The sequence below is a fragment of the Buttiauxella ferragutiae genome, from assembly GCF_022637515.1.
Classification (GTDB): Bacteria; Pseudomonadota; Gammaproteobacteria; order Enterobacterales; family Enterobacteriaceae; genus Buttiauxella; species Buttiauxella ferragutiae.
Genome location: NZ_CP093332.1, coordinates 2,117,810 through 2,139,431 on the forward strand (window position 1 = coordinate 2,117,810; position 21,622 = coordinate 2,139,431).

Annotated in this window: 14 protein-coding genes; all 14 read left to right on the forward strand. The window is 51.9% G+C overall.

Annotation, left to right across the window (positions count from 1 at the left end; genetic code table 11):
- Window positions 1–7 precede the first annotated feature (7 nt).
- The 14 genes from MNO13_RS09755 (at window position 8) to MNO13_RS09820 (ending at window position 21,450) form a co-directional block, all read left to right on the forward strand.
- On the forward strand, window positions 8–829 hold the full coding sequence (locus tag MNO13_RS09755) for a lysozyme inhibitor LprI family protein (protein WP_232887356.1): 822 nt from the start codon (window positions 8–10) through the stop codon (window positions 827–829).
- 157 nt (window positions 830–986) lie between these two features.
- Complete coding sequence (locus tag MNO13_RS09760; protein ID WP_241939902.1) at window positions 987–3,344, forward strand: type VI secretion system Vgr family protein; 2,358 nt, start codon at window positions 987–989, stop codon at window positions 3,342–3,344.
- An 11-nt stretch (window positions 3,345–3,355) separates the two neighbouring features.
- On the forward strand, window positions 3,356–5,650 hold the full coding sequence (locus MNO13_RS09765; protein ID WP_241939903.1) for a glycoside hydrolase family 19 protein: 2,295 nt from the start codon (window positions 3,356–3,358) through the stop codon (window positions 5,648–5,650).
- Window positions 5,650–6,369 (forward strand): hypothetical protein, encoded by a 720-nt coding sequence (locus MNO13_RS09770; RefSeq protein WP_241939904.1) that lies wholly within the window; start codon window positions 5,650–5,652, stop codon window positions 6,367–6,369. The genes MNO13_RS09765 and MNO13_RS09770 overlap by 1 nt, the downstream gene beginning before the upstream one ends.
- A 69-nt stretch (window positions 6,370–6,438) precedes the next feature.
- Window positions 6,439–6,702, forward strand: a complete 264-nt coding sequence (locus tag MNO13_RS09775) for a PAAR domain-containing protein (protein ID WP_241939905.1) — start codon at window positions 6,439–6,441, stop codon at window positions 6,700–6,702.
- A 2-nt stretch (window positions 6,703–6,704) separates the two neighbouring features.
- Window positions 6,705–7,892: a hypothetical protein gene (locus tag MNO13_RS09780; protein WP_241939906.1), complete on the forward strand. Its 1,188-nt coding sequence runs from the start codon at window positions 6,705–6,707 to the stop codon at window positions 7,890–7,892.
- A 7-nt stretch (window positions 7,893–7,899) separates the two neighbouring features.
- A complete protein-coding gene (locus MNO13_RS09785; RefSeq protein ID WP_241939907.1) occupies window positions 7,900–11,250 on the forward strand; it encodes an ImcF-related family protein in 3,351 nt (1,116 codons plus the stop codon).
- Between the two features lie 2 nt (window positions 11,251–11,252).
- A complete protein-coding gene (tssA, locus tag MNO13_RS09790; RefSeq protein WP_241939908.1) occupies window positions 11,253–12,860 on the forward strand; it encodes a type VI secretion system protein TssA in 1,608 nt (535 codons plus the stop codon).
- A gap of 33 nt (window positions 12,861–12,893) precedes the next feature.
- Window positions 12,894–14,663 carry a type VI secretion system baseplate subunit TssF gene (gene tssF / locus MNO13_RS09795; RefSeq protein ID WP_241939909.1) on the forward strand — a complete coding sequence of 590 codons (1,770 nt, stop codon included), beginning with the start codon at window positions 12,894–12,896 and terminating at the stop codon, window positions 14,661–14,663.
- Window positions 14,627–15,709 (forward strand): type VI secretion system baseplate subunit TssG, encoded by a 1,083-nt coding sequence (tssG, locus tag MNO13_RS09800; protein ID WP_241939910.1) that lies wholly within the window; start codon window positions 14,627–14,629, stop codon window positions 15,707–15,709. Before tssF ends, tssG begins: the two co-directional genes overlap by 37 nt.
- Before the next feature lie 35 nt (window positions 15,710–15,744).
- Entirely contained in the window at window positions 15,745–16,269 is a 525-nt protein-coding gene (gene tssJ, locus MNO13_RS09805; protein ID WP_232887368.1) for a type VI secretion system lipoprotein TssJ, read from the forward strand.
- Between the two features lie 4 nt (window positions 16,270–16,273).
- Window positions 16,274–18,826, forward strand: coding sequence for a type VI secretion system Vgr family protein (locus MNO13_RS09810; RefSeq protein WP_241939911.1), 2,553 nt, complete (start codon window positions 16,274–16,276; stop codon window positions 18,824–18,826).
- On the forward strand, window positions 18,823–20,367 hold the full coding sequence (locus MNO13_RS09815; protein WP_232887370.1) for a hypothetical protein: 1,545 nt from the start codon (window positions 18,823–18,825) through the stop codon (window positions 20,365–20,367). Before MNO13_RS09810 ends, MNO13_RS09815 begins: the two co-directional genes overlap by 4 nt.
- A gap of 3 nt (window positions 20,368–20,370) precedes the next feature.
- Window positions 20,371–21,450, forward strand: a complete 1,080-nt coding sequence (locus MNO13_RS09820; protein WP_241939912.1) for an Imm72 family immunity protein — start codon at window positions 20,371–20,373, stop codon at window positions 21,448–21,450.
- Window positions 21,451–21,622: the final 172 nt, after the last annotated feature.

Here is a 21,622-nt window from a genome sequence, read left to right on the forward strand (position 1 = left end):
AGTAAATATGTATAAGAGTTTAGTGGCAGTTTCAATTATTTCGATGTTTTCTTTTAGCGCCAATGCGGGCTTATTTGATTCGAATGATTTTAAATGTGGCAGGGATGATGCAAATAATGCCATCAAAAAATATATAAAGGATGAAGCATCTGGTGTTTTGCAAAGTAACTATCTGGCAGCTGGGCAGGATAAATTTAGCAAACCATTAAGTGCTTATCAGAAGGAGTTGGATTTAATCAGCGTCAGTACTTCGAATGTTTCCACCATGCGTAACAATGATGATGGACTGGGATGCAGTGCCACTATTTCAGTTAAGGTCTCACCAGAAACACTGGCGGTCATTGGTGATGACCCATCAAGGCTTTATCGCATTACCCAAGGGAGTGGGAAATTTAATAGTGGAAGCGTGATCTGGAAGAGTGTGAGCTACAACTTGAAATTAGCAGATAATGGCAAGGATATTCAGGTGGATAACTTTAGTAATTATAACGATATTACTGTTTCCCTTTACCAGTCATCTTTGATGGGCGTAGATAAAGAGACCATTATTCAGGGGAATGGTGAAAGCAGGCTGCAAAGCGCTAAAAGAAGTTATGATGAAGCCGATGCCACATTAAACCAGGTGTGGAAATACCTTCCTGAATCTGCCAGAAATTCAATGCGTAAAGCTCAGGGGGTGTGGGTGAATGATAAAGTGGCTAAGTGTGGGAAGTTATCCGATGCAGAGCTTTTAACCACGGCTATTGAGCAGAGAATTAAAACATATCAATGCCAAACTAAACTGACGCAAGAACGCATTACTTATTTGGGGGGGAATGATCAGGGCTAATTGTCACGTTATACAATATTGACTCTGATCTTGTGTGCTGTCGGTTATTTATGACTTTCTGATTGAACGTGAGTTAATAAATAACCGATTCATTACTAACAAATGCTGGAGTGGCTCATCCGCTCCAATGGATATGAATATCTAAAGGAGTTTCAGGATGAACAGCTCTCTGGTAAATAATGCTGTCAGCCAGATAAAACAACTATTGAGCCAGTCACGCTACCGGATGGATGTGCATGGCAGCACTGATTTTCTGGACGTGCTGAGCTTCGGTTCGGTGGAATCACTCAGTCAACCCTGGCGTTACGATGTCTCACTCACCTGCATCACTCCGGATATTGCCTGCGATACTTTACTGCTGAAGCCCGCTTGCTTTACCTGGCAGATGCCGATGTTTACCGGCGCGCCAGCTGTACCGGTGCGTAGCGTTTTTGGTGTGGTTGAATCATTCCGCCGCGTATCGACCTCGAAAGATGAAACACGCTATGCACTGACGCTGGTGCCACGTATTGCGTTGTTAGCCCATACCAAAGGTAGCGAGGTTTTCCTCAATCAGTCGGTTATCGAAGTCGTCGAGCAAGTGCTGCGTAAGCATTGCCTGGAAGGGCCGGACTTTGAGTTTCGCCTGTCGCGCGAATATCCTGCCCGTGAACTTATTACCCAGTGGCGCGAAACAGATTTGCAGTTCGTGCAGCGTCTGCTGGCAGAAGTGGGGATTTTCTGGCGCTTTGAGATGGACAGCCGTCTTGAACAGGATGTGGTGATCTTCCAGGACACTCAACAACAATATCAGTTTGGCGTCAACCTGCCGCTGCGTAACCAGGCGGGAATGAGTGACAACGGCCAGGAAAGTATCTGGGATATTCACACCGCATACCACGTTGTCAGCGGCAGTGTGGCGACCCGTGATTACAACTACCGGGACGCACTGACACCGCAGGACAGCTCGGAAAGCATCAGTGGCAAAGAAGGGATTACTTCCGGGGAAACGTACCACTACGCGGAGCCATTCCTGTCAGAAGGCGATACCGAAAGCACTGAAACCGGCGCGTATTTTGCCCGCCTGCGCCATGAACGCATGATGAACGCGCAGTACACCGTCAGTGGGCATTCCTCCAGCCCGTTGCTGGCACCAGGCCAGGTACTGGAAACCGACGGAACGCTGCCCGAAACCGTGAAAGACGGGATTGTTATCACCACGGTGCGCAGCAGTGGTTCGCGTAAAAGCAGCTTCACGCTTGAATTCGACGGTATCCCCTACAGTGAATCTGTCTGCTACCGTCCGGCACTGCTTAATCGCCCGGTCATATCCGGCTCCCTGCCAGCCCGTGTGGAAAGCACCCAGAAGGGCGACACCTATGCCTGGCTGGATGAGCAGGGGCGCTATCGCGTGAAGCTGGACTTCGACCGCAACAGCAGCGAACCGGGTTATGCCTATCTGTGGTTGCGTATGGCGAAACCGTATGCCGGTGACACCTATGGCTGGCACGCGCCGTTACTCGATGGCACGGAAGTCTCGGTGGTGTTTGACAGTGGCGACCCGGACAGACCTTACATCGCTTACGCCCAGCATGACTCCGAACACCCGGACCACGTCACCAGTGACAACCATACGCGCAACATCTGGCGGACGCCGGCGAACAACAAGCTGCGGATGGAAGACCAGCGCGGTGAGGAGCACATCAAACTCGCCACGGAATATGGCAAAACGCAGCTGAATATGGGGCACCTGGTCGACGCCCAGCGCAAACAGCGCGGCAGCGGATTTGAGCTGCGCACTGATGAATTTGGTGCAGTCCGTGCGGCGAAAGGTATTTTCCTGACGGCGAATGAACAATCAAAAGCGCAGGGTCCGGTACTGGAAATGACGCCTGCGGTTAACCAGATTAACCAGGCCAACAGCCAGATGCAGTCGCTGAACAGTGCCGCTGAAGCGGCTGGCGCATTAGTCTGCGATATCAGTACCCAGATAAACCTGGTGACCGACCGACTCAAAAACCTTCAGTCTGCCGTCCTGCTGGCGAGTGCCCCGCAAGGTGTTGCCCTGACTTCCGGTGAACACCTTCAGCTCACCAGCACCCGCAACACCATGATTAACGCAGGCCAGCACCTCGATATGGGCGCAATGAAAAACCTGTCAGTGACGGTCGAAAAGGCGCTGGGACTGTTTGTGCATAAGGCCGGTGCGAAGCTTGTCGCCAACCAGGGGGATATCGAAATCCAGGCCCAGCACAACACCATGGCGCTGTTCTCGCAAAAGCAGCTCACGGTGACCTGTAGCGACGACGAAATCATTATCACCACCCCGAAAACGCTGACGCTCAACGGCGGTGGCTCGTACCTGAAACTGAGTGCGAACGGGATAGAGCATGGGTCGGATGGTGATTATCTGGTTAAAGCTTCGCGCTACCAAGTCCCTATGGGGGGGGCGTCACTCGACACCGAAATGCCTGTCTTTGATAAAACCTCTCTTGAACTTCTGCCACCTGCAACCGATGGTAATTTGTCACGCTAAGGACTGCTGAAATGAAAATATGTTTCCCGGTACGCAAACAAAATGGCAGTCAATATGCCAGCCTTGACGATGTAATAGGGCTTATTGGTCGTGAACCGCATGGTTCATGGCTTGCAGGTACAAATCAACTCTGGCATGGGGGGATTCATATAAGCCAGGCTTCTGCCCCAGGTTCAGTGTTGAGTGCTGATAATGTTGACTCAGCCGTTCCATTGCAGTGCATGGCAAAAGGTGAAGTTGTCGCCTGGCGTCTTAATCAGGATTACAAAACAGCGGATTACAACGGAAAAGAACTGAAATATTCCAGTACTTTTGTGCTGGTGAAATCGCGCTGCCAGCCTGACCTTGAGAAAGAGAACAGTTGGCTGGAGTTTTACTCGTTGTATATGGGGCTTGCCCCCTTATCGGCATTCCCCAAAGCGAAATGTTTCAAAGCCAAATCAGACCTTCTAAAACGAGTTGCAAGTAACTTTGCAAACAGCACATCATCGGATGGCATCGCAGCGGCTCCAGCCAAAAGTGGCGAGCTTAAAAAAGATGAACGGGTGATAATCCAGAGGCAGCAGGATTTTCGTAACGGCGGGACTGTACAGCCTTTTGGGTTAGCGAAAATGCTCAACGCCAGTGGTGAAACCTCAGGGGAGGTGTTCTGGATAACACTACTACCAGAATTTATGGAGCCAGACGGCGAGCGGTACGCTCAGATGCCAGTTTGGATGCATAAAGCGGTAGACCTGGGGGAACTTGATTCTGTGACTAAACCCGCAGCGCCGCTTGAAATAGAGGCGGGTGATGCGATTGGTTTTCTCGGAGAAGATATTGCCCCAGCTGGCAAAGGCAATGTAGATACCTGCCATTACGCGCATATCGAGGTTATCAGCACTGATTCACGAATGCCGGAATTCCTGAATAATCCAGCCGGTATCACCAGCGGGCAACGGTATATTCAAATATTGTCAGGCAAGTCTCTTTACCAGAGGACTGGCGAGGGTAAGGACAGTACGTTCATGGCAATGTCCTGCATCGTTCTTAAAGATGGCGGAAAAATACTCCCTCGGGATAAGTGCAATCCGTTTGAAGACAAGGACGGTAAGACGTGGTTTGAAGTCAGCCCCCGAAACTGGATGAGCCAGGATGATGTGAAAGAATTACATCAGTTTGACCTGAAGGAGCTGGGGTTCACAACCCTTGAAGAGGATCCCTCACCAGATGTATCGAAGTCGTTGCGTGAAAACTGGGTTAAAGGTGCTTACGACTGGATGTCGCAGAGAGTAGGGAAAGAACGGGGAATACAGCAAAAGCAGGTCTCTGCGTTCTATAAAAATCTGATCAAGAAAATCGATGCAGATGGCGATGGTGAGCTCTCCGGAGCGGAGCTTTATAACGCTCTTCATCATCCGGAGCTGGGACTCAGGGATATTGCAGCCCGCCTGATAGTAAAACACGACAGTGAATGGTTTGGAGGCAGCAGCCATCACAGATGGAGCGTGTTCTTCCAGAATTATGACAGTCTGCGAGTAGCCTACGCTAAACAGTGGCTTGATGACTGTGAGTGGATGAGTAAGGTCGATGCATTTAAGAAGGGAGAGCCGGTGTGGCATTTTCATCCGGTGGTCTTCTGTATAGCATTAAATAACAGCGATCAATATGAAATCACAGTTAAAATGATTGAATCTCTTTTAGGTCACAAGAATCCGTGGTTCACAGGGAAGAGTGGAGGAAAAGTATTTGCAAAGAACTTCCAAGCTAATTATCCGGATGTTTACGAATTTAATAAGCAAAAATTTGTCATTATGCTTAATGAAGTAATGACAGCGTATGGTATTACGGGGCCTTACCATAAAGCACACTTCCTCTCTCAATGTTTACATGAGTCTTCTCATTTGGATACCACTCTTGAGTTTGGTTCTGGAAGACAATATGACCCGGGTGTTCATCGTGATGCATTGAAGTATGAAAATAAAGTAGTAGGTGATGGTCCTAAATATAGAGGTCGAGGACTTATTCAATTAACATGGAAAAAAAATTACAGATTGTTTTCTGAGTATTCTGGTGGAGGATTTGTAGCAAACCCTGAACTGATTGCTGAAAATATGGAAAACACAATCAAAGCCTCAGCATGGTTTTGGCGGAATAACGGTGGTATAACAGAGAAATTCAATGCGAGGGGCGATATTAATGTGTTAATTGATAATGACAAGAATAATGTTCGCTTAATAACTAAGGCCGTAAATGGAGGTGATAATGGATTGGCAGAAAGACAGCGCTACTTCAATGAAATCAAAAAAACATGGAGTTTGGAATAATGTTAAATAAAATATTTTATTTCATTTTTTTTATCTGCTTCATTCATTCAGGCATAGCGATTAGCAATGCTTCCAGTTGCAACTCAAATGGTTGTGAAGGTCTTTCAATTCCGTCAGAAGCTAAAAAAATAATCAACAGTGGCTATGAATACGTATCAATTGAAAATTATTTAGGCAACAAGTATTTGGTCGCAACAACAGTTAGTGAAATAAACAAGTGTTCTGTGCTGTTTGGAATTAATGGTGATACGATTAATAATGTTCCAACAGTTGGGGTAAACAACCAAATTTGCAATCTATCCATGCACGACAATAAAATTATCAGTTCGTGGCGTGATGCCGGAGAATGGAATGAAGATATTTACCAAATAAATACTGGTGGTAAGTGGAAACTTCTTTTCAGAGATTCATGCGTTGGTTGTGAGCAAACTAAAAGGACCTATTTCTTAGATGATAAAAAAACAGACACAATTTTATTGTCTGGTGGTGATGACTTTACAAAAAGAAAAGAGTTGATTGGGCAGGTTACAGTCAACAAAGCCATTCTTTTTAAGAGTGCAGACCTGGATTCCATAACAAAATCTTATTTAATTAAAGGCGATAATGTAACACTAACTGACATGTCTAAGAATGGGGCGTTTTACAAGATTAAATATAAGACAGGTTCTGGGAAATTCATTGAATATTGGATGAAGTCTGAAGATTTTGATTTACAGTAAATATTTTATAAATATCCGTGCAACCGTTTATTTTAAGGCTCTGGTCTCATCAAGCTTAAAGGGGTTTTGATGCTAGGAATTATTCGAATCGGAGACAAAACCACCCACGGCGGTGCAGTTCAGTCAGGCTCATCCTCGATGATTTTTGGTGGTATTGGAGTAGCCCGTAAAGGAGATAAGGTTTCCTGTCCTGTTGAGGGGCATGGGCCAACAACCATAGTAGAAGGTAATCCCGATTATCTGGACAATGGTATTCCAGTTGCTTTTCACGGTCATAAATGTGGTTGTGGCTGCACACTTATTACCTCTTTACCGGACGCACTGGTCGGTTAATTATGCCTGTAAATCTCGATGCTATTCCCGATAAAGCGCCTGATATCCAGAGACCCAGAACAGTTCGTTGGGTCATAGCTGCAGTGATAATTCTTCTGACCGGAGTCGGTTTAACTCTCTGGTTCTGGCAAGGGGCTCGTACTGGTTTCAAATTTTGGTTTGCAGCAATTTTTTTACCTGTTCTGGCATGGGGAAGTCTTTTTACCTTGCGCCGTGTGGGATACAAACTGGAACGTGTCGGTATCCATTCATGGAATAAAGAACGGGAAGCATTAATTGCATCTGAAACATCCCGGGGGCAACGCTTTGCCTGGCTAGTGGATGAATATCTTATTAATGCCCTTGAAACAGGTGAGCCTGGCGACAAGAAAACGCAACAGGCTGCACTGGATAAATCTTCAATTATTAATCATTGCCTGGCAAGAGATGGTGTCAGCACGATAAGGCATACAGCCTTACCAGACCAGGGGAAACCAAAAGCCATATTTGAGAGTTATAGTGAGGATATCAGCGGACATGCCAGAAATATGGTTGCCCGATTACCCGCCACAATGCCGTGTTACGTTGCATTTGACCTGAGCGAAAATCTGTCTGAATCAGCAGATGCATTATTTTCAAAGATTAATTTGCCTCTGCGAAGAATACGGAATCTGACAGGGGTCAGTATTATCGATTACTGGCTAGACAGTCACCATAATAATCCCACGGCATTACTTATTATCAGTGCTCAGATTTTTGAATCCCCTCCACAAGACAGTGGAGAAGCCGTCACCATGATTCTGCTGAGCAACCGGCAACTTGCAGCTATACCTTCATCTGCTGTTCGGATTCATCGCCCTCAAATTAATCAGCAAGATACGCTCAATCATGCTCTAAGCAGGGCAATGCTCTGGGGACAACTTGACATAACAGCACCGCTGAGGGGATGGATAACGGGTGGGAAGCTATCAAGTGGTGAGATATGGAGTAATGCCTGTACTGCTTTAGCTCCGAAATTGGCTGCACAACGAAATGTAAATATAGACTCGGTAATCGGATATACCGGTGCTGCGGCTCCCTGGCAATCATTGATTCTGGCAGCAAGACAATGTCAGACCGATGCAGAGCCACAGATTATTGTCGTGGAAACCTCCTCTTCCTGCCACCAGTTATGTGCAGTGACCTCAGAAAAAACATCAGGGATCGTGTAAATCAGTCATGAAAATCTCATCCATTATTGGCTCTATAGCGCTGTTTCTTATTTGCATGGTTCTGATGATATCCGGTCTTTTCTGGTTCTGGCCGGAGGCAACTGCAAGGGTTACGGGCTTTGGACCATTCGACGGTATGGGCATCGCTCTGTATTGTGCATTACTTGTGATTGCCGTAGGTATTATTGCCTGGACTATCGAACGCATGTTTGAACGGCTGGGGAAATCAGGTTTGTATGTCAAATGGCGCGCAAACCAGCAGGCGGACAATGAATTATCTGCACTCACTAGTCATACCGATGAAGTCACATCGCAATTTCTCTCTGAGTTTATCGTAGAGCATCTTAGCCTGCGCTATGGCCGCCACTGGAAAACCAAAGTTCGGATTTTACTGGTTCAGGGTGAAGATGCAGACATCGAAAAAGCCGTTCCTGGCCTTAGCCGCGATATGTGGCAGGAAGGTGACGGGAGCGTACTTATTCACGCAGGTAGTGCCTCGTTGCAACCCGATGAAGCGTTTCTGTCAGAGCTGAAGCAAATTCGCCCACGCCACCCCATCGATGGCATCGTGCAGGTAATAAATACCTCCGCGTTACCGACAGACATCGAACGTGACGCCTTTTTACGCAGCCGGCAGAAAGCCGATAAACTGCTGGGCTGGCAGGCACCTGTCTGGGTGTGGCTGACCGATAAAGAGATAGGCTCTCAGGGTGAGAGCCAGCCAGCGGCTGTCGGCGCGATGTTTGGCCCGGTCGCCATACCGGATGACGCCAGTTCAACGCTGGATACGCTGATACCCCGCCTGCGCCAGGTGGGGATGTCTCAGATATTGCACAACCCGCAACATGACGGGCTGCTGCAACTCTCTTCCCGTTTGCAGGGCGAACTGAAAGCGAGCCTGAATGTTTTGTTTACCGGCATGATGCAGGGTTCCGCGGCTTATCGCCTGCGGGGCGCGATGTTTAGCCCTGAGCTGGCGGTTGCCGGTTCGCTACCCAATACACGTCTCGACACCCCGGCATGGAAAGCCATCATTGACGACTGCGATGCTGTCCGTCCAAAGAAAATCACCTTCGACTGGCTGCAAGGGCTGCGTTTGCTCATTCTTGCTCTGGTGGTTCTGTGGGGCGCGGGTACGCTGCTGTCTCTCACCGTAAACCGTGCGCAAATTTACCAGGCACAAAACACCGCCCGTATCGCAGCTGACAGCAAACTGCCACTGGCTGAACGCTTGCGGAATCAGCTCGTTCTACAACAGGCCATTGCCCGTCTGCAAAACCGTGAAGCGAAGGGCGCGCCATGGTACACCCGCTTTGGGCTGAATCAGGACCGCGACACGCTGGCTGCACTCTGGCCGTTGTATGCGCGCAACAATACCTTGCTGATGCGTGATGCCACAGCAGCCCACCTGAAGCAGCAACTGAACGCATTTGTGCAACTGCCCCCTGCCAGCGATGCCCGTACCCAGAGCACTCAGCGGGCATACGATGTGCTCAAAGGCTATCTGATGCTGGCCCGTCCGGATAAAGCAGACGCGCAGTGGCTGGCGAAAAATGTACTGGCTTCCTGGCCGAAACGTCAGGGGGTACCGGACGGCACCTGGCAGGAGCTGGCCCCAAAACTGCTGGGCTTTTATGCACAAAACCTCCCGGCACATCCGGAATGGGCAATTAAGCCCGACGCTGAACTCATCAGCACGGTGCGCCAGATTTTGCTCAAGCAGATCGGGCAGCGTAATGCTGAATCAGGGTTGTATCAGGACATGCTTAAACGCATTGCCAGCAACTGGCCTGATCTTACGCTGGCAGACATGACCGGTGACACTGACTCCTCAACGGTATTCAACACCGAAGAAGTGGTGCCGGGGATGTTCACCCGCCAGGCGTGGGAAGAGCAGGTGCAGGAGGCGATTGACGAAGTGGTCAAAACCCGCCGCGATGAAATTGACTGGGTGCTGACGGATAAAACCCGTCAGCCGGGCGGTGATATTGCTCCCGAAGCCCTGAAAGAGCGTCTGACAGAACGCTACTTCACCGATTTTGGTAACGCCTGGCTCAATATGGTCAACAGCATTCACTGGGAGGAAGCGGCTTCGCTTTCTGAGGCCATTGCCCAGCTCAACTTGATTGGCGATGTCCGCCAGTCTCCGCTGGTGGCGCTGATGAACACGCTCGCCTGGCAGGGGAAAACCGGGCAGAAGGGTGAAGCATTGGCGGATTCGATTGTGGATTCTGCGAAACAGCTGATCGGCAAGAAGAAAAATGCCAAGCAGTTTATCGAGCAGGCGCAGGGGCCAAAAGGCCCGCTTGATGGGGTATTTGGTCCGCTGATGGGGCTGATGGATGGCAAAGAGGGCACCGGCAATGACGGTAATCTCAGCTTCCAGTCCTGGCTTGCCCGTGTCACGCAGGTGCGACTCAAACTCCAGCAGGTCACCAGTGCACCCGATCCCCAGGCGATGTCCCAGATGCTGGCGCAAACCGTGTTCCAGGGGAAAGCCATTGATCTGACCGACACTCGTGATTACGGCAGCCTGGTCGCTGCCAGCCTGGGGCAGGAGTGGAGTGGCTTCGGCCAGTCTGTGTTTGTGCTCCCGCTGGATTTGGCCTGGCGACAGGTGCTGGCCCCAGCGGCGGGAAGCCTTAACACCCGCTGGCAGACCACCATTGTTGACCAATGGAACAAAGCCTTTGCCGGTCGCTATCCGTTTAATGCGACCGGTAGCGATGCCTCATTACCGCTGCTGGCCCAGTTCCTGCGCAGTGACTCGGGGCGAATCACCACATTCCTCAAAACTAACCTCGGTGGCATCCTCCATCAGGAAGGTAACCGATGGGTGGTTGATCCTGCGGCAAGCCAGGGGATGGTGGTGAGTGCCGATTTCCTCAGAGCGATTAACCAACTGGCCGAGCTGTCGGACATTGTTTTTGCCCAGGGTGACGCTGGCGTGAATTTTGAACTGATGGCGCGCCCAACGCGGGATGTTGCCCGTATCCAACTGACAATAGATGAGCAGAACCTCGACTACTTCAACCAGATGGAAAGCTGGCAAAGCTTTACCTGGCCGGGGAAAACGTACTATCCCGGCGTCAGTCTCAGCTGGCGTAGCGTGAATAGCGGTATGCAGCTGTATACCCACAATCAGGGCAACTGGGGATTCATCCGCTTACTGGATAAAGCACAGGTCACCCCCCTTGATGGAAGCCGCACTCAACTGGTATGGAAAGCTGCGGACAGCAATCCGCTGACGTTCGTGATGCGCAGTGAACTGGGTGACGGCCCGCTGGCACTGCTGAAACTCCAGGGGTTCAGGTTGCCGGAGTCTATCTTCAGCGTTGATGCGGGTAGGGAGGAATAAAAATGAGTTCACCAGAAGCGCTGTTATCCGTATGCAGCACCAATAATGAGGAGCAGCAACGCCTGCTCTCGCGGGCGACGGACGCCCTGCCACTCTGGGATAACTGGCTACGCCCGTTTGCTCCCGGACAGGAAACCGGCGACGATCCGGCGTATGACGATAATTTTCTGCTGATGCGTGAGGAGATCAATAAGCTCTCCGGAACCGATGCAGAATTATTGTGTGGGCTGGCGGAAAAGTGTCTTTGCGAGAGTGCCAAAGATATTCGGGTCGCGACCTGGTACAGCCAGGCCCGTCTAAGCCGCGACGGCGAAAAAGGGCTGGCGGAAGGCTTATTGCTGTTATCGGCGATGATCTCCCGCTACGGTCAGCTTTGCCATCCACAGCGCCCCAATGCCCGCAAGGCCGCGCTGGAATGGCTGAACAGCGCCAAAGTGCTCGACACACTCTCGCAGTGGCCGGAGGTCGACCGCGATGACGCGAGTATGACCGTTGGGGCTGTGAACTTGCTGGCGGCAACGGTTGCTGACTGGCCTGACAATGAAAAACCCTCTTTTGCCGGCCTTTGTACGGCGCTTGAAAATCGCCTGGCACGCTCTGGCGGGATGGATGCGTTAGTCCCCCAGAACAGCAGTATGCAGGATGCCGGGCGCGAATCCGTTCTTACTGATTCCCCGAAGCTGTCAGTGGTGAAATCTGGACGCGATTTACTCGACCAGACAAAGTTACTTTCCCGCTGGCTGGGTGAACAGCCGCAGGGCTGGCTGGCCTCTCACCGCATGATGAAAACCGTGCGTTGGGATACAGTCGAGCAGATCCCGCCGCTGGACAGCAGCGGACGTTCGCGCCTGGTCCCGCCGAAACCGGAATACCGGGCGCAATTAAAGCGCCTGTATCTGCAAAAAAACTGGGCTGAGCTGGTCGAACAGGCCAGCCAGATGTACTGCGAAGGGGTGAACCATTTCTGGCTCGATCTCCAGTGGTACCTCTGGCAGGGGCTTAGCCATGCCGGTCAGCCGTGGGAAGCCTGGTCCGACTCCATTCTTTTTGATCTGCGCTTTTTCCTCAAACGTTTACCCGGCCTGGAAGGGCTGGCCTGGAACGACGGAACCCCGTTTGCTGATGAAGTCACCACCGCGTGGATTGCCGAAAAGGTCAATGAGGAAGCGCTTATCTTCCGCGACGAACCGGCAACGGTGACCAACGGCCAGCCGGACGATGTGTTGTTACTGGAATCGGAAGCGATGGCAAAGGGCGACATTGAAGGTCCGGAAGCCGCGCTCGCCTGGCTCCAGTCCCGCCCTGGAATGGACTCTCCGCGTCATCGCTGGCTGGTGCGTCTGCTGATGGCACGCGTTGCCGAGCAGTACGGGCGTAACGATATGGCGCTGCATCTGCTGGGCGAACTGACGTCCAGCGCCCCGCAACTCACCCTTGGCGACTGGGAACCCGCCCTGTTATTTGAAGTGCAGGCCCGCCGCCTGAAACTGCTGCGCATGAAAGCCGGTCGCAATGAGAGCGATAAAGCCCGACTGATGCCCGAAATGGATGCTCTGCTGGCAGGATTGATTGCCATCGATCCTGCTCGTGCCATGGTGCTCTGCGGCTAAATTTTTGTTTGATAACCTTCAGGAATTCCGTGCATGGATGACTTAACCCTGCGCTATTACGAAGCCGAAATGCGCTATCTGCGCGAAGCCGGTAAAGAATTTGCCCACGCCCATCCGGACAGAGCTGCGATGCTCAACCTGGATAAACCCGGTGCGCGCGACCCCTACGTAGAACGCCTGTTTGAAGGCTTTGCTTTCCTGATGGGGCGCCTGCGTGAAAAACTGGATGACGACCTGCCGGAACTGACCGAAGGGCTGGTGAGCCTGCTGTGGCCGCACTACATGCGCACTATCCCGTCACTGGCGATCGTGGAATTTTCGCCAGACTGGCGAAGTCTGCGTCAGTCTGAACGGTTACAGGAAGGTTTCTCCGTATTATCGCGACCGGTCGGGCCGAACAGAACACCCTGCCAGTACCGGACCACGCGTGATGTACCGCTCCAGCCGCTGACCCTTACCGATGCCCGGCTGCACACCGAAACGGACGGGCGCTCTGCTATTCGCCTGAGTTTTGAATGCCCGGAAAAAGTGGACTGGAGCAAGGCTGGCATCGACAAAGTCGCCATCTTTCTCAACGCCGAAAGCCCGGTCAGCTCGGCACTGCATCTGGCGATGACCCGCCAGGTACACGCGATGTATGCGCGTCATGCCGGTACCCACACCGAGCGGCATAAGTTTGCTGGCTGGTGCAAACCGATGGGCTTTGATGACAATGACGGTCTGTGGAAGAAGGCCGATTCCGCTTTCAGTGGTTATCAGCTGCTGCTGGAATATTTCAGCTTCCGTCCGAAGTTTATGTTTATCGAACTGCGTGGGCTTGAAACTATTGGTCTTAACCCTGCCAGCAACTGGTTTGAAATTGACATTGTGCTCAGCGAAGCCTGGTCGTCTGACTTACCGTTTGAGACTGAAAACTTCCGCCTGCACTGTGCGCCGGTCATCAACCTCTTCACCCTCGAAGCTGACCCACTAACGCTTGACCCGCTGGACAATGAATACCTGCTGCGCCCGCTGCGTCTTCAGGACGGCCACACTGAGATCTACAGTGTTGACAACATCCATGGCGCGGTGAAACACGGCAAGCACCCGTATGTGCCGTTCACCAGCTTCCGCCATCGCGGTGGCATGATGCGCCACGATGCACCGGAGCGTTATTTCCACACTCGGGTGAAACGCGGGGCCTCTGGCCTGTATGACACCTGGCTGATTCTCGGTGGGCGTTCTTTCGAGCTGGATCAACTGTCTGAGAAACCCGAATCGCTCTCGATGCGCATCACCGGCACCAACGGCCAGCTCCCGCGCAAAGCACTGGAAAGCACCCTGCTGGACCGGGTGGTCAAGGCGGGCAAAGTCCCGGTCAGGGTACTGAATGTCTCCGCGCCGACCATGCCGTTGTATCCCCCCGCCAGCGACCGTTTCCACTGGCGAGTGATGAGCCATCTGGGTTCGAACTTCCTCAGCATGATGGACAATCCTGAAGTGTTGCGTGGAACGCTGGCGCTGTATGACTGGACGGACGATGAGATGAATCGCCGTCGCCTTGAGGCGATTGTTGCAGTGAAACACACGCTGATCCGCCGTTTTGAGAAAGGATTTATGCTGCGCGGCGTGGACATCGAGGTCACGCTGAATATGGACAATTTTGCCGGCGAAGGCGATGTAAATCTCTTCGGCGAGATGCTGCACCGCTTCTTCGCACTGTATGCGGATATTCACCTCTTTAACCAGCTCACACTGGTGCTGCAACCGACAGGGAAAAGACTGAGATGGCAAGAGAGTCACAGCCAGCACGTACCGGGCTGACGCTAGCCCTCAACAAGGACATCTGGCGGGCCAACTTTTATCGCTTCTGCCAGTTGCTGGAGCAGGAAAGTCCGGACGCACCAAAGCTCGGGGCGACCAGCCATCCGGCAAACGATCCGGTGCGCTTCCGCCCCTGGCCGGGGATGGGATTTCCGGTCAGCACACTGAAAACCGTCGAGACTGACGAAGATCACCCTGAGCGGCCCCCGACCGTGCGCACCACCTTTCTGGGCATGTACGGCGTGGATTCACCGCTCCCAGGCATGTATCTGGATGACATTGCGCAGCGGCGGGAAGGGCATGAGGCGCTCACTTCGTTTCTGGACATCTTCAGCCACCGCATCACCACACAGTATTACCGGATCTGGCGTAAATACGCTTATCCGGCCACCTTCGAGGCGGGTGGGCGTGATGCTACGTCACAATGCCTGCTGGGGCTGGTGGGCCTGGGCATTCCGGGTACCGCTGAACAGGTAGCGACACCGGTTTCGCGCTTTCTGGCACTGCTGGGAACCATGCGCTTGCCGACCAGAAATGCGGAAGGTATTCGCGCCCTGGTCAGCCTGCTTGCCCCGCATACGCGGGCCATGATCACTGAACCTGATCCCGTTAAAGTGCATATCGACAACCGCAGCGGCCTGGGAGGCGCTAACCGCATACAGCTTTCACAACGGGCGACGCTGGGTAAAACCGCCAAAGAAGCCTGCAGCCGGGTGCTGGTGACGCTCATCACCGAAGACCCTGATGAAGCCGAAGGCTGGTTACCTGGCGGACATATCCATACCGACTTGCTGGTACTGATGCGTGTTTATCTGGGCTACCGCAGCGATGCACGGTTGCGCCTGACCGTTCCGGTTCGTCTGCTGCCAGAACCGCGCCTGGGCAAAAGTCGCCGTATTCAACTCGGGCGCACTGGCCTGCTTGGTCTGAAAAACGGCAAGCTCTGCGATAACCGGGAAACCCTGACGGTCAGCCTGGGGTGTTATGAAGGGCTGCACTGCCAGATGTTACCGTCGGCTGAAAACGGCCACTACCGCTTCGACTAACCACGCTTTCTCCCTCTCTTAAAAGGAACTTATGTATGGCAACAGTTACCCGCTGGCGGGCGCTGACGCTTATCGGCTGCTGCCTGCTTGCAGGCTGCGGTCTGACCCAGACCGTTACGGACGGCACGGTCAATATGACGAAATCCATCTTTTATAAAAAGATCAAAACACTTCATCTGGATTTTGCCCCGCGTACCGCAATTAACGCCGATGGCGCTCAGACACCGCTGGCAACCATGGTGCGGGTCTATCAGCTCAAAGACCGCAAAGCGGTGGAAGCCGCCGATTACCAGACGCTGTTGCGTAACGCCGATACGGTGCTCAAAGAGGATGTGCTGGCTTCAAAAGAGTTGCTGGTGATGCCCAACGGCAACGTCACACTCGACACGCCGATGGATGAAAACGCCCAGTTTGTGGCGATAGTTGCCCTGTTTAACCGCCCGGATTTAAAAGACAACCAATGGCGTCTGGTGCTGAGCCGCGACGATCTTGACCCGGATGAGCCGCGCACCATTGAACTGGGCGATGGCTGGCTCAGCCTGGTACCGGTAAAGGAGTGAAGTGATGGATAACTGGTTAGCGCTATTTGACGGGCAGACCCGCTATTTGCTGGCGATTAATGACAGCACCGTCCAGCCTGAAGTGCTGAAGTTTCGCGGGCGTGAAGCATTAAGCGAGCCGTTCACATGGGACATTGAATTCACCACCCCGCAGGCAAATATTGCCCCGGAACAGGTGCTGATGAAGTACGCCACCTTCCGGATGCGCAGTGGCAAAACGGTGCATGGCATCATGACCCGTCTGGAATGGCTGTCTACCTCCGCTGACCAGTCGCACTATAAAGCTACGCTCAGCTCGCGCCTGGCGCTGATGTCCTACAGTCGCCAGTGTGCGGTTTTCCAGAACCAGTCGGTACCGGAAGTGGTGGAGCAGGTGTTGCGTAAACACGGGCTGGAAGGGGCTGATTTCGAATTTCGTCTGGAACGCACCTATCCGCCGCGTGAAGTCATCACCCAGTGGCGGGAAACGGACCTGGCGTTTGTTCAGCGCATTCTGTCTGAAGTGGGGATTTACTGGCGCACGGAGATGGACAACACCCGTGAACTGGACATGTACATTTTTGCCGACAGCCAGCTGAATTATCAGTTTGATGTGCGCCTGCCGTACAGTGAACCTTCCGGTCTGTTCGATGGTGCAGCGGAATCGGTGTGGGACGTGCGCATCTGGCACCATCTGGTCACCGGTAGCGTCGCCACCCGCGACTACAACTACCGTACAGCCAGCACACCGCTGGACAGCACGGTCAGCGTGCGTCATGAGGCGGTGACCACGGGCGAACATTACCGCTACGCCGCACCGTACCGCGAAGCCGGTGATGATACCGATCCGGAGCCGGCCACCGAAAGTGGGGCGTTTTACGCCCGTCTGCACCATGAACGTGAACTGAACCGGTCTGCGCGTATTCACCTGTTCAGCAATGCGTCAAACCTGACGCCGGGACAGGTGCTGGAGCCGCAGGGCAGTGTGATTGCTGCGTTGCAGGAAGGTGTCATTCTCACGCTGGTCACTTTTGCTGCTTCACGGGATTCGCGTCTGCATGTCTCCGTGTGGGGCATGCCTTACAGCGAACGCTACAGCTTTCGCCCGGTTGAAATCTCGCGCCCAGAAATCCACGGCACGTTGCCTGCGCGAATTGAAAGCCGCGAGAAGAACGATATTTACGCCCACCTGGATGAACTGGGCCGCTACCGCGTAAAACTGGACTTTGACCGGGAAGGAACAGAGCAGGGTTACGGTTACCTGTGGCTGCGCCAGGCAAAACCGTATTCCGGTGACACCCTCGGCTGGCATACGCCGCTCACCGACGGTACGGAAGTGGCGATAGCCTACAGCAACGGCGACATCGACCTGCCGTATATCGCTCATGCGCTGCACGACTCAGAACACCCCGACCACGTCAACCGTGACAACCACACCCGCAATATTCTGCGCACGCCGGCGAACAACAAGCTGCGGATGGAAGACCAGCGCGGCGAAGAACATATCAAACTTGCCACGGAATACGGCAAAACCCAGCTCAACAGCGGCTATCTGGTGGATGCGCAGGGCAAACCCCGTGGTAAAGGCACCGAGCTGCGCACCGATGAACGCGGCACCATCCGCGCCGGAAAAGGGCTGTTTGTCAGTGCGGACAAGCAGGGCAAAGCCCGGGGTGAGGTGCTGGATATGGACGCGGCACTTAAGGAAATCGACCAGTTAAACCAGCAACTGCAACAGCTTGAAATGGCGGCAGAGCAGGCAGAAGCCCTGAAAGCTGATATTGACAGCCAGATACGGATGTTTGAACAACGGCTGAAACCGCTTAACGACGCGGTGCTGTTCTCCGCCCCGCAAGGGATGGCATTCACCAGCGGTGAACACCTGCAAATGACGGCCACAAAAAACGTTGCCATCAATGCCGGGGGCGATATCAGCGCTGGCGTGATGGGCAATATGACCGCGCTTGCCGGGGAGAAACTGGGGCTCTTTGCCCGCACCGGGCAGCTAAGCCTGAAGGCAGGGGAAGGCCCGATAGACATGCAGGCCCAGAACGCCAGCATGCGGCTGTTTGCAGAGAAGAAACTCACCCTGACCTCAGAAAGTGATATCTCGTTTGCCGGGAAAAAGCGCATCACGCTGATGGGTGGTGGCAGTTACCTGAAGCTGGAAGCAGGGAAGGCGGAGTACGGCACGACGGCAACATATATGCGTAAGGTGAAAAGGACCATGGCGGCTGGGGCGGCTTCGCAGAAACCGGAAATGCCGTGGCTGTCTGGCCCGGTAAAAGACTCTGCCGATGCGCTTATGCAGTATCTGTATCATGACGATGCTCCAGTAGTGGGGGCGCCCTTTACGGCGACACTGGCGGACGGTTCGGTGCGCACAGGAAATCTTGATGGTGCCGGATATCTGCATATGGAAGATATTCCGGCAGGTGGTATGCAGGTTGAATTTGGTCCTGATACGCGGAGTTATTTGCGCAAAGATAAGATGGATAACCAGCAGTTTATCGGTTCATCTTTCACTGAATCCGATCTGGATTCACTGATAGCAAAACACAGCGGAGGTGTTGAATGAGTATGCCGGGTGTTGCGTGGTTCAAAGAAACCAGCCTGGAAACGGGGCAATGGATATGGGGGACGCTTCAGGGCTCTTTTAATGAAAAACAGACCATCAGCCAGATTATTGTTGATGCGGTGATTGGCATGATCCCGCTGGTCGGTGATGTGACGGCAGTACGTGATTTGATCGCCGTCTCTATGGGGCTTGCGAAAGATCCCCGTAAACGGGAAAGCGTCAGTGAATGGGTATTCCTGGTGATCCTGCTGTTTGCATTGATCCCGGTAATTGGTGGTGTGATTAAAGGGGTCGGGCGTCTGGCACTGAGGGTGACAAAAGAAGCGGCAGAGAATGTTGAAACGCTGAGCGATATCATTAAGTTCCTGAACCGTGTAGGTGAAGGCGATGCAGTGAAGTGGCTGAATAAACTGAATGTGGTTCAGTATCAGGCGCAGCTTATTGAGAAGATGAGTGATTTTTGCCATACCATGATCACGGCGATAAACCAGATACTGAAAGCCCGAATCGGGCAGATGTTGCCGGAAAAGTGGCAGGCCGATTTGATCCGTGTGCGGGATGGCTTTGCGGCACTGCAACCGCTGGCGGCGAAGATGATCCCACAGGCGCTGAAAGAGCTGGATGCGAAACTGCGGGTGCTTCAGGCCATGGTGTATAAGGGTGAAATCCATACTGTGGCGACCGGGGCGGGACGTGCAGAAGTGCGGCGGGAGGCTGAGGCGTATTTGCTGGAAAAAGAAGTTCATGTTGCTGCAAAACAGGGTTCACGCTTTCCGAGTAATTCGGCGGAAGTAAAGGATTTTGAAAAATTAAGTGAGCAGTATTCAATGGTCGGATACCCAGATTTACTGGCTTATGAAGGGGGAAGCCCGGCTTTTGGGAAGAAAAAAATATTCCCAGCTGTAGCTTCATTTAGCGGTAAAGTCACTGCAATGAATGCGCAAGATTTGGCAGGAAGCACACTTTACCGGGTGTTTGGTCATGCGACAAAAGATGCTCAGGAAAGTTATGCTGGAGGTCGCGCGACCGCTTTCTGGGGTTTTGAAAAGGTTCCTACATCGGCAGAAAACTGGCGATTACCAGCAGCAGTACTGGATGAGTGGAACGGTAATGGATTTATTGTTGTGATGAAACTGCCTGATAACTTTGCATCAATTATGCCTCATGTAACTGCCTGGCATGGCAATATTGCTGAACAGTTCGGTAAAGAGTTACCCAATCAGTATCTTGATGGCGGCGGTAAACAGGTGATTATCAATCTGGGTGATCTGGCTCAGAAAATATCGGATATCGGGAAAGAAGTTAAACAAAGTAATAAAGCATTCAGTACTGAAATTAATGGCATTCATATTGAGTTCAAACCTACGGGCTGGCAAGAGGTGAATGGAAAATATGGTTTTGACAACCCTGATAATATTAAACCACCCTTTGCTGAAACCCGTCAGTTGTCTGACACTGAATTACAAAGCAAAACTGGAACGCGAGCAGTCGTTAGCGGTGTTCGTGCAGAACATCAGACTTCAAAGGCAGAACAGGAATAATTTATGAAACTGCTGAATACGTATTCAATGAATGATGATAACACCCGTCGGCAGGTATTCTGGTTGCTTAAGCGACTCAGCAGTTACAGCCTATGGAAGCGTAAACGAGATGCCTGGGCGATATTTGCAGCAACCTATGAACAGGCGGTAAAAACCTGGCCGGAAAATGATCCCGATGCGTTAGACCCCAATAATCTTGTCAGAATCTATGAAGCTCTATGTCTTTATGATCAAGGCATTGAAGAGCTTGGAAAAGGTCACCGACATGTATGGCGCACAAATGGTGATTTGTACCAACTCTATAAGCCAGTTGATATAGTTAAATCACGTTTCTTTGGCCGATACCATGAACGAGGAATACAAGAGTGGCCTTATCCTCCAAAGGTTGAACAGATCAATAAATTGCGTCTGGCAGAAGAGTATGCGGGAACAGAATATATAACAGAACCACAAGACATGGTGGCTAATATTACCAATGTTAATTTCTTGTTTAGTGATATTTTATATGAGAGTGAATTTTATTCATTACCCCGCCCCATTTTCCCAAAGAATTTGCCAATGGTTCCTAATGAACAAAAGAAAATGATTTCTACTGGAGATATTGTTCCTTGTGACGGTATATGGGAGCCAGGAAAACTCAGTTTGGACTTTAAATGGAAGGTCATTCCAGTTGGGATTGGTGACTTTGTTAATAAGGGCTGTTTTAATTATTTAATAAGTGGCGCAAGGGCTCCTTTCATTAATGTTTTCGAATCACATGAAATGGAAAAAAAATCAATTGAATGGCGCCTTATTTGGGAAGACACTCGTTATTGCGACGGTACTATTCCAGATGAATCAGAATATTTCTTGGATGATAACCCGGGCAAGCGAATTACCTGCCGGAGTGGTGAGCATTGCCCTCATTCAGGACGCTGGGCGACTATAGCCGGAGGGCAACAGCAGTTTGCTCACGTTGAGGCTGGGAAATTGATGCCAGAAGCTGCTCAATATCAGGGAGATATGTTTGCGCCGATAAAACCGATCCCTGCCACATGGAAACTTCTGATGAGGGATGATGGTGGAAGTGTTTATATAAGCTAAGAAGGTGGTCGATTATTCAGCACCTGATTATGACGGACAGACACGCTATTCTCTTGAGATTAACGACAGTAGCGTGCTGCCGGATGTGCTGAATTTTACCGGGCGGGAAGCGTTAAGCGAGCCGAATTTACCACCCCGCAGGCAAACATTGCCCCGGAGCAGGTGCTGATGA